The organism is Brumimicrobium sp. (assembly GCF_048268645.1).
GTDB classification, from domain to species: Bacteria; Bacteroidota; Bacteroidia; order Flavobacteriales_D; family Crocinitomicaceae; genus Brumimicrobium; species Brumimicrobium ulvae.
In genome coordinates this window covers 62,408-76,866 of the sequence record NZ_JBLWVE010000004.1, presented here as the reverse complement: position 1 = coordinate 76,866, position 14,459 = coordinate 62,408, and the positions used below count along the sequence as shown (strand labels likewise).

The following is a 14,459-nucleotide window of genomic DNA, read 5'->3' as shown; positions in this document are numbered from 1 at the left end:
GAGAAAAGTTTTAGAAAATTCAGCAGTTCTAAAGTTGAAATCTATTCATAATGAGAAAACAGGTACCTATCATGAGAAGGGGTTGCCCTAAGGACTAAAACTCATCCACTTCGTCTCCAAAGAACTGACCGTTGAAATTAACCAAAAAAAGCTTTTCCGTTGCTCTTGTCAATGCGGTATACAACCACCTAAAATAGGACGTGTCCAACATTTCTTCTGTAAGAAATCCTTGATCTACAAAAACACATGCCCATTGTCCACCTTGTGATTTATGGCAAGTAACCGCATAAGCATATTTTACTTGCAATGCATTGAAATAAGGATCAGCCATAATTAGTTCATAACGTTTTTTCTTATTGCGTTCATAAGCATAGTCTTTCTCAACTGAAAAAAACAGTTCTTTCATTTTTTGTCGAGGTAAATTAGGTGCTTCTTCATCAAGGACTTCTAATAAGATTTTGACTTCAAACGGTTCCGCTTCAGGATAGTCGATAAGTTGAACCAAAGCATCAACAAAATCAAATCCATGCATTGTTTCTCTATTTCTTATGCGAACGACCTTAATGGTTTCACCATTTGCAATAAATCCTAGTTTTGAGTTGTCTCCTAACCAGAAATAGTTATTTCTTACGACCATCAATAAATCGTTGGCCACTATTTTCTCATCAAACCAAAAGATTCTGGATCTAATTTGTTGGTTGAATAAATTCGCTCGTTTATTACTCCGGGTAATGACTAAGGTCTCGGTGACTCCGTAATTCGAAAAAGCAGAATCTAATTCATCTTCTAATTCTCCACCATCCAAACGAATCAGGTCATTTTTCCCACTTAAATCAAAAGAAGGGTATGTGTTTTCGGGTGCTGAACGTAAATCTGTGGCGTTTTTTAAAATGTCAGAATCATAAGCTTGTCTCAATACTTTAGACAATTGAAATCCTTGAATTTCTAATTGCGCATAATGGTTGGACATATAGTCTAGATTTAAAGCTGGACTAAAATCAGAACCGACAGGAGGGAGCTGTCCTTCATCACCAATGAGAATCAATTTGCAATTCTTGCCGTTATAAACATAATTGATCAGGTCTTCAAGTAAGTTTTGACTACTAATAGCACCATCGTTACGTTGTGTATAATCCCCAATCATAGATGCTTCATCAACAAGAAATAGGGTATTGGTATGCAAATTAGGAGCAAGACCTAATTGAATTGCACCTCCAGCAATCTTTTCTTTTCGGTAAATCTTTTTGTGTATGGTAAAGGCCATTTTGTTTGAGCGTTGTGCAAATACTTTTGCTGCTCGTCCTGTAGGAGCAAGTAAAACAGACTTCCTTTTTAGTTCAACTAAAGCTTTAACAAAAGCACTAAGTAAACTTGTCTTCCCTGTACCTGCATATCCTTTTAAAATGAATAAAGATTGATTGTTGGGCTGCACATAGAAGTTGCAAAGCTGTGTCAATAATTCATCTTGATCAGTAGATATATCGAAATCAAAATGTTTTAAAGTGGACTTGTAAAGTTCTTTGTGAATTGGCATGTTGCAAAGATAAGTTTATAAACAATCATTGAAATGATAATTTCAGATAAAATTATTCGAATTACAGAATGAGAAAAGAAGCGTTTTAATGGAAGGTGATCTATTGGTTTGACACTCAGGTGTAAGGCGGGTTTGTAAACGCTAGAAAAGGAGGTGGATTTATACAGATATTGAAGGGATAAATGATATCAACGGCATTCTGTTGATTAAACGGTATAAAAAATCTACCCTATAAGTCAAAGACATTTCAAAATTATTGTAGATTTGTGGAGGTAAGAAATGAATTTAATTAACATTGAATAATGAATAATCAATTTTCTGTAATTATAAAGCGCTATTTAGTAGCAGCAATTATCGCAATTTTAGGAATCGTTATGATCGTGATTGGTCTACAAACTGAGCAAGATTCTCTTTTTCTGATGTCAGCAGTAAACCTGTTGATTGGTGGTGTTTTAGCGTTGTTGTTCAGTGCGGGTATTTTGGGTAGAAACATCGTTTTAGGAATTGGAGTGATTTGTATTGTTGCTACACTTTTTATGTGGAATCAATCCATAAAAGCAGTTCAAAACACAATAAAGCATGAGAAGGCATATGCTAAATCAGAGTTGCTTTATCAGTACACTTTAACTCAAATTAGAGATATCCAAAGAGCTTACCGTGTGAAAAACGGTGTTTATGCACCAAGCTTTGATGCTTTAAAGGATTTCTTTGAAAACGATAAAATTCAAAAAATCGAATCAGTTGGATCTACACCTTCTCGTAAACTTACGATTAAAGAACGTGATGCTTTGTATACTGACAAAAGAGCATTGGATAAAAACATGACAGAGCAAGAAGCTGCAAAGTTAGTTTATATGGGGAATCCAACCAATAGTGCTGACCTTGCCAATTTCAAAAGAGATACTGTAATGGTAAGTTATAAAGATGAGTACTTAAGCTCTAGAACAAGACAAACATTACGTGAGGCATTAAATTTAGGGGCGTTTGATATCAATGAATTGAGATACATTCCTATGACGAATCCTAAAGAAGAATGGACTATTGAAACAAGAGACGAAGTCGTATATCTAGCGGATACGATTCCTACTGTTCACGTTTATGGAAAACAAGCTATTCCAAGGTTTGAAGGAGGAGAGCGAAAAATCGTTGGCTTTGGTAATTTGAAAACAAATTCCGATAAAGGAACGTGGGAATAAACTACAAAGAATCGTGAGTAAAACTCAACTTACAATACATATTTCAAGAACCTCAGTACATGTTGCTGAGGTTCTTCGTTCTAATCAAGAAATTGTTCGCAGTTTTAGCTATGAACTAATAGAAAACACGCCTGAAGGATATAAAAAGAAATTAAGGGAAATCTTTGATGAAATGAATCTCCGAGATGATTACGAAGAGTATACCATGGCGTGGGGAACACAAAAACAAACCTTAGTCCCCCTCAGTGTTTTCAATGAATCTTCTGCGAGGTCAATATTCCAATTAATGTTTGGTGAAGGAACAGATGAAAATATGATTGACTTCAATCGCTTAATGGAATTAAGTATGGTAAGCGTCTTTGAAATTCCAGATTGGGTAAAATCATTTTTTATTATTAGATTTCCTCAAATTGTGTTCAAACATGAACATGCAATGACTTTGAGGGCGCTTTTTCAAAAGAATACTTTTCAAAGAAAAATCAACATAAGCTTTAGTGATGAGTATGTTAACGTAAGCATTCTCAATAAAAACGAATTGGGCTTTTCCAATAGTTTTGATTTTCAAACGGCAGAAGATATACTTTATCATTTGTTGTTTGTAATCGAACAACAAGGCTTGACCAATGAAGATGGAGAAATCAATTTTTACTTCGTAGACGAAAAAACTAAAGTTATGGCTGAAGAAAGTAAAAAGTTATTCGAAGCTTTAAAAGCAACAAAAAAGATTAAAGTTAATTCAATAGATAATGTTCTTAAACTCCAAACATTGTGCGTATAATTAGTGGTATTCTTAAAAAGCAACGCTTTTCTCCGCCAAAAGGGTTCCCTTCACGACCTACAACGGATTTTGCAAAGGAAGGACTTTTTAATGTATTGGAAAATCAATTGGTGCTTGCAGACTTAGAAATATTAGACCTTTTTGCAGGTACTGGAAATATTTCTTTTGAATTTGCCTCTCGTGAAGCGGGAATGATCACCTCGGTGGACAAAAATTTTAAATGTACACGTTTCATCAAATCTTTTGCCGAAGAACATGGTATAGGGAAAAGCATAAATGTTGTGAAAGCGGATGTAATGAAGTTTATTGAGAAACATACGAAGTCATACGATATTATATTTGCAGACCCGCCATTCGAAGAGAAATTACACAAGGAGTTCCTTAATAAAGTAATGAGCAGTAATTTATTGAAAGAAGACGGCCTCTTCATTCTTGAGCATGGAAAACACGACTCCTTTGCTGATCATGAGAATTATCAATCTTCTAGAAAGTACGGTCATGTTGTGTTTAGTTTTTATCAACATAATCCTTAATTTTAAATTCTAAAAATTTATTCATTTATGAAAAAAGTAGCGGTTTTTCCAGGTTCGTTTGATCCCTTTACAAAAGGTCATGAATGTATTGTAGAGAAGGCCTTAAACCTCTTTGATGAAGTAGTTATTGGGATAGGACAAAACACATCAAAAAAATACCTTTTTGATCTGGAGCGCAGAAAAGCTCACATTGAATCAATTTTTGAGGGAAAAGATAGGGTTAAAGTTCAGGTGTTTACAGGACTAACTGTGAACTTTTGCAAATCGATAAATGCTGAATTTATTGTTCGCGGTTTGAGGGATTCGAAAGACTTTGGCTATGAAAGAAGCATCGCTCAAATGAACCAAGAAATTTCTGGCATAGAAAGTGTATTTTTCATGACCGTTCCAGAGTATACAGCAATCAATTCTACTATTGTGAGAGAAATTTACAAAAGCGGAGGAAATATTGATTTGTTTGTAACGAATGCAGAAATGCTCGTTAAATAGATACACGACTTTCTGGTCAAATGTATTAATACAATTAAACTATGCGAAAATTACTTTTTGTTTTCTTCCTGTTTTTTATAGGGTCAACCATCCTTGCTCAACCTGTTACCACAATTCAAGGTTTTGCAGAAGCTTATGTTGGAAAAGAGGTGAAGGTTTTTGTTATTGATGATTACCTAAGCCATTTAAGAACTCAAGTAGCCAGTTCCACAGTTCAGAATGACTCAACATTTAAATTGAGCTTCTTTAACAAACAAACCAGAAAGCTGAGAATCGAAGTAGATAAAAACTACTTCCATATTTATACCCAACCCAAAGGTGATTATAAATTATTCGTTGGCGAAAGTTCTCCTTATATTGATGAAAAAGCTAAAGGAGTAGAGGTGGAGTTCTTTTTCCTTGATCTTGATTCTACCGATATCAATTATAAAATTTTGATGTTTGAAGATTATCAATTGAAATTCTTGCAAAAATACTATTATCATAAATCATTGAAATCAACCAACTTTGTAGCTCAACTCGATACTTTTAAATTGGATGTTTCAGAAAAGTATGCTGCTGATACAAGTCGGTTTTTTAAAGCGTATGTAAAGTATTCTGTGGCGTCTTTAGATAATATTGCTTTTCTAGGTCAAAGAAATGAATATGAAAAGTACGATTTCTATATCAAGCCAGAAACGGTTTTGTATCAGAATGATCGGTATATGGATTATGTTTTAAATTACTATAAACTGTATGAAGCCCAGCTTTCAAATGAAGTGAATGAGCGCTTTTATAATGGGGTAATCAATAGCAGTCCAACGGTAATCATGAATGCTCTTGGTGGAGATTATGCTTTAAAAAATGTGCGATTAAGAGAGTTGGTAATGATCAAAATGCTTTCTGAAGTGTTTTTTACTGATGTTTATCCACAAACGAATATATTGACCATTTTGGATAGCGTTTCAAATAACGCTCTTTTTAGTGAGCATAAAAAAATTGCTTCGAATTTAAAGTATAGATTGTTGGACTTGGTTCCTGGAACGAAAATGCCAGATTATAGTTTTATGGTGAATGGTGAACGTAAATTTGGTAGTGATTATGCAGGGAAACATGTCTACATTCAGTTGGTCAACCAAGAAATTAGAAAGTCAATTGAAGATATTTCACTCTTAAAACCAATACAACAGAAATACGCTAAACATATTCAGGTGCTTACTGTTCTTGTCGTGGATGAGGATGATGCCTTACTGAAAGACCCTTCAAAATTCATCAAAGAACATAAAATTACTTGGGATTTATCTGTAGTTACTAAAGACGACCCTGCACTGAAAAAGTTAAATGTCAATAGTTATCCGCATTATGTTTTGGCTGATGCTTCAGGACATGTTGTAGCTGTACCAGCTTTGTCTCCACGACCAAACAATGAATACGAAACCATTGAAAATATGTTTATCGGTATTGCACGTTATTATCGATTGATGGGGAAAGATGAGGAGTAATTTAATTATGATTGGATAAAGAACTTCCTTTCATCAACCGAAGGAAGCGCGCAAAACCCAGGGCGAATTTTATGTCTGCGTTTGGCAATTTGATTGTACACTGAATCCCTGATGAATTTTGGAACTAAAAGCCCCAGGTAGTAGAGCAGAGGATACAAAGAACTTAAATGTTTTGCAATTCTTATTGCTGCTGTTGATCTATCGTAGAGTAACCCATTTTCAACTAAATATAAGGTGTTCATTTCAATAGTCTCATTAAAATGAGTCATGATTTCTTCTGCTATACTTGATTGTAGTGGAATGAAGTAGAAATCTTTCTTTCTTTTCTTCAGCACCAATTGAACAGAAGTATTACAAAACCCACAATCTCCATCGTAGAAAATAATGCGTTTGAATTGAAGTACCTCTTGAATTTTCATGGAATTATCTGTTAAAAACAAATTTAATGCTTTATATTAGATTTTACGAGATATATAACAAGATCAAAAATTATAAATTATGAAAATAGGAGTTCTTTTGTCGGGATGCGGAGTATATGATGGTGCAGAAATTCATGAGTCAGTGTTTACACTATTGGCCATTGCAGAGGCTGGACATGAGGCCGTTTGTATTGGTATTGATAAAGACCAACACCATGTAATTAATCACCTAAATGGAGAGGAGCAGAATGAAAATAGAAACATGTTGGTTGAAGCAGCTCGAATTGCACGTGGTGAAATAACAGAGATCAGTGAAATTACCCCAGCTGATATTGATGCTTTAGTTATTCCAGGTGGATTTGGGAGTGCGAAAAACTTAACGAGCTGGGCTTTTAATGGACCTGACGGAACAATATTGCCTGAAGTTAAGTTGCTTTTGGTCAACATGATTAATGTTGGTAAACCAATTGTAGCGCTTTGTGTGAGTCCAGTTGTTGTTGCGAAAGCTTTGGAAGACTCAAAGGTAAAACCTTTTATGACCATTGGTTCTGATCAGGCAGAATCTCCATACGATATTAATGGTTTTGTTGAAGGCTTGACTAAAACTGGAACGGAAATGACCATGAAGTTAGCCGATGAAATTAATGTTGACAAGGAAAATAAAATTGTGACAGCACCTTGTTATATGATGAAGTCCGATTTGATTACCTTACGAAATAACATCGCAAATGCCATCAATGCAGGGATAGAATTGATATAAAAAAAGTAGTCTATTTGAATTAATAGAAGGTAGAACTTAAAAATGGATTATTACTTTTTAAAAGACAGGATTTAAGGTCTGTCTTTTATATTTTTAAACGGGCGCTTGGACTGATGTCTTGTTGTGCAAAGTTTTTATTTAGGTAATGATATCTTCCCGTAATGGCAATCATAGCCGCATTGTCTGTACAGTATTCAAACTTTGGAATATGTGTTTTCCAACCCCGTTTTTCACCCTCTTGTTGAAGTCGTTTACGTATTCCAGAATTTGCAGAAACTCCACCAGCAATAGCCACTTCATTAATGTTAAAATGTCGGGTAGCTTGAATTAATTTATCGAACAAAATTTCTACAATTGTAGCTTGTAAACTCGCACAAATATCATCAATATTGTTTTGAACGAAATCTTTGTCGTTTTTAGTGTTGCGTTGTAAAAATTGAAGCACGTTAGTTTTTAATCCACTAAAACTATAGTCAAAATCGGGCATGTTTGGTGCTGTAAATTGAAAAGCTTTAGGATTTCCTAATTTTGCATGTTTGTCAATCAGAGGACCACCAGGATAAGGTAATCCAAGTAATTTGCCACTTTTGTCGAAAGCTTCCCCAGCGGCATCATCTTTTGTAGTTCCAACGACTTCCATGTCCAAATAGTCATTCACTAAAACTATTTGTGTATGTCCTCCCGAAACAGTCAAGCAAATAAAAGGAAATCTAGGTTTATCTTTTCCTTCATCGTCAATAAAGTGTGCCAGCACATGTCCATGCATGTGATTAACTTCCATCATAGGGATATTTAAACCCAGAGCAAGTGATTTCGCAAAAGAGGTTCCTACGATTAAACTCCCCAATAATCCTGGTCCACGCGTAAAAGCAATTGCATCGATGTCACTGATGTTAATTTTAGCATTTTTTATAGCTGTGTCCACAACGGGCAATATATTTTGCTGATGGGCTCTTGATGCTAACTCAGGAACCACGCCACCATAGGCTTCGTGAACTTTTTGTCCTGCAATTTCATTGCTCAATATGGCCTCGTTTTTAAGGATTGCTGCGGAGGTATCATCACATGATGACTCAATACCTAGAATGATAATATCGTTTTTAATCAACTTTGAATATCTTTGTTAAAGCGAATGACAAAATTACTGAAAATACTAGGGAATTCCATCCTAATTCTGGTGGAGATTGTAATGATCTTCATCATTGCTTTGGCATTTCTTATTCGCACCTCAACATTCCAAACTTTTTTAGCCCATAAAGGAGCCGAATTCTTGTCAGAGTTGGTTGATTCAAAAGTGACTATAGGTAAAGTGGATATTGCTTTTATCGACCGCATTTATTTTGATGAACTATATATTGAAGACCAGCACCAAGATACTTTGGCCTATATTCAAGAATTTCAGGTAGATTATAACCTGATGGGAGCGTTTATGATGAACTTTAATGTGGATCATGCTCAAATTAAGAATGCACGAATAGCTCTGAAAAAATATAAAGGAGAGGAAAACTTAAACCTTCAATTCATTATTGATGCATTTAAGCCTGAGCAAGCTTCAGAAAAAGCAATTGATTTTAAAGTTACTGTCAATAAACTCAGCCTTGTTCAAACTCATTTCTCTTTTCTAGATCAAAATGCAGATACACTTTCTTATGGTGTTGACTATTCCAATTTAGATGTGAAAAACATTGATCTCACGGCTCGAGACCTCGTAATTCTACCCAATAGCTACAGGGCAAACATTGAATCTATGGCATTTGATGAAAGGAGTGGATTTCAATTGAATCAGCTTTCGGCCATTGCTTTGTTTAATAATCAGGGTTTGAATTTAGAAAAAACAACTATTGAAACAGATCATTCTAATATTAAAGCCAGTTCCTTTAAGTTACGTTCAAATGAACTGAGTGATTTTTCAAATTTTGTAGAATTAGTACAACTAGAAAGTAAATTTGATACTTCGTTTGTGTCTCTTAAAGATGTTTCCTTATTTGCTCCACAACTGAAAGGAATGGACGATATTGTTGTGCTTTCAGGTACTACTGAAAAAGCAGTGCAAGAACTGGCTTTAAACAATATCTATTTAAAGTATGGAAGTGGTACTGTCTTAAAAGGAGACTTTTATTTACCTGATTTTAAAAAGTTATCAAAATCAAATATTCATCAAGAGCTTGATTATTTTGCTTTAAATATTGACGATTTAGAGCGTTTGAGAATGCCCGATAGTGCACCAATGACCTACATTCAATGGCCTGAAGCATTGAAGTCTTTAAAAAAGGTCGAAGCCTCTCATTTATCAATTAATGGTTCGATTCATGATTTAAATGTGCAATTGTCTTCTTTAAATACGAATGTTGGTTCTTTTGTGTTTAAGGAGGAATTTAAAATACAGTCAGACACGAGTTATTCGTCTTTTAAAATTATACCTAAAAATAAAGGAAAAGACCAGATACAAGTTGCCAATGTGGCTTTAGGACAAATTTTAAATGACAGTGGATTCGGAAATGTTAATGGTGTATTTGGTTTAACATCAGCGGTAATCGACAGTAAAGGGTTCAAAGCGAATAACGTTTATGGTACATTGACCAATACGGAGCTCTATACCTATTCTTACGATTATATTATTTTAGATAATATCAACTATACCTTAGATCAACGTAGAAGAATAACCCAAAATCAAGTGGAGGGAAATATTTACATAAGAGACGATAATTTCGACCTTTCTTTTGATGGTTTCTTTAGTTCTGGAAATTTCTTAGAAATGAAAGCTAAAATTGATTTGGAATGTGCAATGTTAGACAATATTAATCCCATTTTTAAAGATAGAGGAGAGTTAAGCACACGCATTGAGGTCGATGCAAAAGGTGTTGATTTTAATGACTTCAAAGGAAATATTATTATAGACTCCTTGTATTACGAAGAAAACAATCAGTTTTTTCATACCACAAACTTTAACGGCTTTGTTGAAAGAAATAAATCAAAAGACAGTATTTCCATCCAATCAGAAATTGTTGATGCTAAACTGAACGGATTAATCGATTATTCAAAAGTTGGAGAAAATATCACCTATGAAATCGGAAGAATTTTTCCAGCAATGAATGTTTCTGCAGTTGAAATTGAAGATGCCTTAACAACTTTCAAATACGACATTACCATCAAGGAGGTTAATCCAATATTAAACGTCTTATATCCTGAATTGCAAATCGCCGAATATTCGCAAATTGATGGATATTATAACGGAAGTAAAAACTCAATGGGCTTAAATGTATTGTCGGACTATGTTTCATATAATACTGTGCAATTAAATAATATTTATGCTATTCAAGAGGTCTCGAACCACGAACTTCTGGCATTGATTGATGTCGACAATATGACTTTACGAGATTCCTTAGCCTTCAAAAGAATTCACTTTACAGGATTAGCAGCTGATGGCGGACTAGATTCTCAATTGCTTTTTGAAGATTCTAAAGCGTCAAAATCGAACGTTGAATGGTTTACCAATATCCGTGAAAATTCAGAGTTTGACATTGACATTTCACCCTCTTACTTTACTTTTGGAGGACACCAGTGGAACCTTGAAGAAAAGGCGTATATCAATTATACCGATAGTTGTTTTTTGGTGAATGGATTAAAGTTAGAACATGAAAATCAATACATTTCAGCCAACGGACAATTGTCAAACTCTAGCTTTGATCGATTGTACCTCGACATCATGAATTTGCATCTAAAAGAGTTTGGAAATATTTTGGGAGCTGATACAAAATTATCAGGAGTAGCCAATGTCTCAGGTTATGTTACAACTCCGATTACCAATCTTCAGTTTTTCGGAGAAGCCATTGTAGAAGAGTTGCACATCAATAAAACCGATGTCGGTAACGTTAGTTTTGGTGCCGATTACAAATCAAAAGAAGATAAGATTAAAATGTATGGAGATATATTCTATCGTAACGAAAGAACATTCCAATTTTTAGGCGATTATCACTTGAATAAAACAGATGAAGAAGGTCGACTCGATTTTGAAATGCTATTTAATCATACTGATATTTCTGTAGTTAGTGAATTCCTTGATCCAGATGTTATTTCGGATTTAAAAGGATATTTGAATGGTAAACTTGACCTGAAAGGAACCTTTAAAGAACCAGAATTAACGGGTAAAGTTGATTTTAATAATGGAATGGTAAATATTGCACTCCTGGGAGCCAATATGTATTTTGACGGAGAAATAGAATCTGTAAAAGACGGAATTTATATCAACACCATGCCGATTCGGGATAAAGAAGGGAATACTGGATTTATAAACGGAACATTGCTTCATAATAATTTTAGTGATTTCTACTTCGAGATTGTTGCCAACCTTGAAGAACACCCCACCAAACGTATGCCCACTGACCGTTCAAAACCTTTACCTGTAGAACGCTTTATGGTGATGAATACAACTTATGATATTGATAATCCTTATTATGGAGATGCCTACATTACAGGTATGGCAACAATTACAGGGTACGCCGATAACCTTTCAATTATTGTAAACGCCAAAACCAGACGAGGAACAAAAATTGTTTTCCCGATGTATGGACCAACAACCATCGAAGAAGATGGGTTTATTACCTTCAAAAAAGATGGTTCTATGGAAGAAGAAGAGGATAAAAGAGTGGATTTGACAGGTGTTGACTTGCAATTAAATTTTGATGTTACTGACGATGCAGAAGTAAAATTGATTTTTGATGAGAAAATTGGAGATGAAATTTCAGCTAAAGGAAGAGGAAACTTGAGTTTAACTGTCGATCAATTCAACGAATTGGCAATGGATGGAACCTACACTGTTTCTGATGGTGTCTATAACTTTGCAATGGGACCATACAAACAAAATTTTAACATTCAACCCGGTGGAACGGTTCAATGGACAGGTGATCCCTACGAAGCAATTCTCGATATCAATGCTTTTTATAGAACCACCGCTAACTTGAACGTGGTTATGCCAGATGTTGTAGATAATCAGTCTTCAAGCAATGAGGAAATATTATCGTATCTACATATTACAGGAAATATGATGAGTCCGGAAATTTCATTTGATTTAGAAGCACCAAAAGCTTCAGAATCTGGGAAAGCCGTAATTGCTAGAATTAGAAGTGATCGTGACGAGTTAAATAAACAATTCTTTTCCATTTTAATCTCTAAATCTTTTATGCCATTGGCAGGACAAAGTGGTGGAGCAGGAGGGACAGGAGGTGCTTTCTTAGACTTAGCATCAACACAAATTAACAACATTCTAGATAAAATGGCCGAAGGGTATAAAATGAATGTGAATTTGGAAAGTGACGAATATTCTGGGCAATTCTCAGGAGAGTTTGGACTTTCAAAATCATTTTTAGATGATCGTTTACTCGTTTCTGGATCTTTCGGAGTAGGGACTAAAAAGGCAGAAAATGGTAGCTCTGGAAATGTACCTAGTCAAAATACCTTTATTGGAGACGTTAAAATTGAGTACTTATTGAATGAGCAAGGAACATTCAGAATGAACGTTTTTAATGAGTCAAACAACAACACTGTTCTACAAAATGAAGGAAGAGGTCAATTTACCCAAGGTGTTGGGGTCAGTTATAAAGAAGATTTTCATACTTTAGAGGACTTTAAACTATTCCAGTTTTTCGCCAATATCTTTAGAAAGAAGAAAAACAGGGTAGACATACAGAAAAAGAACGATAATCGAGTTCCGATTCCAAAGCGTTATTTGGAGGGGGACGCAATAAAAAATGAAGAATGAAGAAAGTATTAATTGCCAACCGAGGTGAAATTGCAAGACGAGTTATTCGAACATTGAATAAAATGAACATTAAATCTGTGGCAGTTTATTCTGAAGCAGACAAAGATGCTCCATTTGTTCATGAAGCAGACGAAGCCGTTCATATTGGACCTGCGCCATCAGCGGAAAGTTACTTGGTTCAAGACAAAATCATTCAAGTAGCCAAAGACCTTAATGTTGATGCAATTCATCCAGGATATGGTTTTTTATCTGAGAACGCAGACTTTGCAGTACGTTTGAAAAAGGAAGGTATTCAATTGATCGGTCCTTCTGCTGAAGCGATGCAACTTATGGGAGATAAATTAAGCGCAAAACAAGCTGTTAAAGCTTATGACGTTCCTTTGGTTCCAGGAATAGACAAAGCAGTTGTTGATTTTGAAGAAGCAAGGAAAATTGCAGTTGAAATAGGATTTCCTGTATTGATTAAAGCATCTGCCGGTGGAGGTGGTAAAGGAATGAGGTTGGTTGAAAGAGAAGAAGACATGGAAGAACAAATGGGCTTGGCACAATCAGAAGCCAGATCTTCATTTGGTAATGATGCTGTTTTCGTAGAAAAATTTGTGACTAAACCTCGCCATATTGAAATTCAAATCTTTGCAGATAACCATGGAAATGTAATTCACCTTCACGAACGAGAGTGCAGTATTCAGAGAAGACACCAAAAGGTAATTGAAGAAGCGCCTAGTGCTATCTTAACTCCAGAGTTGAGAGCAAAAATGGGGGCTGCTGCATGTGCTGTAGCCAAAGCTTGTGATTATTCAGGTGCCGGAACAGTGGAGTTTTTATTGGATGCAGATTTAAATTTCTATTTCTTAGAAATGAATACACGTTTACAGGTTGAACATACAGTAACTGAAGAAATAACAGGTTTGGACCTTGTAGAACTTCAAATTAAAGTCGCCAATAACGAAGTTTTACCAATCAAACAAGAGGATGTGCAATTGAATGGACACGCAATGGAAATTCGTGTATATGCTGAAGATGCTTTGAGTAATTTTATGCCTGACATAGGAACATTGAAAAGATATAAAAAGCCAGAAGCAGATTACATTAGAATTGATGATGCTTTTGAAGAGGGTATGGAGATTCCAATTTATTACGATCCAATGATCGCCAAATTGATTACTTGGGGAAAAACACGTGAAGAATCAATAGATAGAATGATTTACGCCATTGATCATTACGAAATTTCTGGATTAAGAACTACCTTAGATTTTGGTAAATATGTGATGAAACACAAAGCTTTCAGAAGTGGTGATTTTGATACGAACTTTATTAAACATTACTTCTCTGACCCAAAAATAATGCATACTGCACAAGAAGAAGAGAAAAGAGCGCTTGAAGCAGCTCTCGGTCAGCTTTGGGAAGATGTGATTGAAAAACAAAATAAACAAGTCGTTTCGGAACAAATAAAGTAGTTGATTCGTCAATACTTGAACATAAAAAAAATCCATAACTAGATGTTATGGATT

General features: G+C 35.0%; 11 protein-coding genes. 8 read left to right on the top strand and 3 right to left on the bottom strand.

Annotated elements, in window-relative coordinates; genetic code table 11:
* Positions 1 to 94: 94 nt before the first annotated feature.
* Positions 95 to 1,534: an ATP-dependent DNA helicase gene (locus ACN0U3_RS05295; protein ID WP_417265417.1), complete on the bottom strand. Its 1,440-nt coding sequence runs from the start codon at positions 1,532 to 1,534 to the stop codon at positions 95 to 97.
* A gap of 302 nt (positions 1,535 to 1,836) precedes the next feature.
* On the opposite strand from ACN0U3_RS05295, the gene ACN0U3_RS05290 reads away from it, so the two are divergent.
* From ACN0U3_RS05290 to ACN0U3_RS05270, 5 genes are read left to right on the top strand one after another with little or no spacing between them, the layout of a single operon-like run.
* Positions 1,837 to 2,730: a hypothetical protein gene (locus ACN0U3_RS05290; RefSeq protein ID WP_417265416.1), complete on the top strand. Its 894-nt coding sequence runs from the start codon at positions 1,837 to 1,839 to the stop codon at positions 2,728 to 2,730.
* Between the two features lie 13 nt (positions 2,731 to 2,743).
* Positions 2,744 to 3,508 carry a DUF3822 family protein gene (locus ACN0U3_RS05285; RefSeq protein WP_417265415.1) on the top strand — a complete coding sequence of 255 codons (765 nt, stop codon included), beginning with the start codon at positions 2,744 to 2,746 and terminating at the stop codon, positions 3,506 to 3,508.
* Positions 3,499 to 4,041: an RsmD family RNA methyltransferase gene (locus ACN0U3_RS05280; protein WP_299205592.1), complete on the top strand. Its 543-nt coding sequence runs from the start codon at positions 3,499 to 3,501 to the stop codon at positions 4,039 to 4,041. Before ACN0U3_RS05285 ends, ACN0U3_RS05280 begins: the two co-directional genes overlap by 10 nt.
* Before the next feature lie 27 nt (positions 4,042 to 4,068).
* Positions 4,069 to 4,530, top strand: a complete 462-nt coding sequence (gene coaD, locus ACN0U3_RS05275; RefSeq protein WP_417265414.1) for a pantetheine-phosphate adenylyltransferase — start codon at positions 4,069 to 4,071, stop codon at positions 4,528 to 4,530.
* A 41-nt stretch (positions 4,531 to 4,571) separates the two neighbouring features.
* The gene (locus tag ACN0U3_RS05270; RefSeq protein WP_417265413.1) at positions 4,572 to 6,011 is read left to right on the top strand and encodes a hypothetical protein; all 1,440 of its coding nucleotides are present in this window, start codon (positions 4,572 to 4,574) and stop codon (positions 6,009 to 6,011) included.
* Positions 6,012 to 6,016: 5 nt separating this feature from the next.
* On the opposite strand, the gene ACN0U3_RS05265 is transcribed toward ACN0U3_RS05270, so the two are convergent.
* Positions 6,017 to 6,430, bottom strand: coding sequence for a thiol-disulfide oxidoreductase DCC family protein (locus ACN0U3_RS05265; RefSeq protein WP_417265412.1), 414 nt, complete (start codon positions 6,428 to 6,430; stop codon positions 6,017 to 6,019).
* Between the two features lie 79 nt (positions 6,431 to 6,509).
* Here ACN0U3_RS05265 and elbB point away from each other — a divergent pair, with 79 nt between their 5' ends.
* Positions 6,510 to 7,190, top strand: a complete 681-nt coding sequence (gene elbB / locus ACN0U3_RS05260) for an isoprenoid biosynthesis glyoxalase ElbB (protein WP_417265411.1) — start codon at positions 6,510 to 6,512, stop codon at positions 7,188 to 7,190.
* Between the two features lie 85 nt (positions 7,191 to 7,275).
* Here the strand turns inward: elbB and tsaD are convergent, their stop codons facing one another.
* Complete coding sequence (tsaD, locus tag ACN0U3_RS05255; protein ID WP_417265410.1) at positions 7,276 to 8,298, bottom strand: tRNA (adenosine(37)-N6)-threonylcarbamoyltransferase complex transferase subunit TsaD; 1,023 nt, start codon at positions 8,296 to 8,298, stop codon at positions 7,276 to 7,278.
* A gap of 24 nt (positions 8,299 to 8,322) precedes the next feature.
* On the opposite strand from tsaD, the gene ACN0U3_RS05250 reads away from it, so the two are divergent.
* Together ACN0U3_RS05250 and ACN0U3_RS05245 are read left to right on the top strand one after the other, a co-directional pair.
* Positions 8,323 to 12,948: a translocation/assembly module TamB domain-containing protein gene (locus ACN0U3_RS05250; protein WP_417265409.1), complete on the top strand. Its 4,626-nt coding sequence runs from the start codon at positions 8,323 to 8,325 to the stop codon at positions 12,946 to 12,948.
* Positions 12,945 to 14,405, top strand: a complete 1,461-nt coding sequence (locus ACN0U3_RS05245; RefSeq protein ID WP_417265408.1) for an acetyl-CoA carboxylase biotin carboxylase subunit — start codon at positions 12,945 to 12,947, stop codon at positions 14,403 to 14,405. Before ACN0U3_RS05250 ends, ACN0U3_RS05245 begins: the two co-directional genes overlap by 4 nt.
* Positions 14,406 to 14,459: the final 54 nt, after the last annotated feature.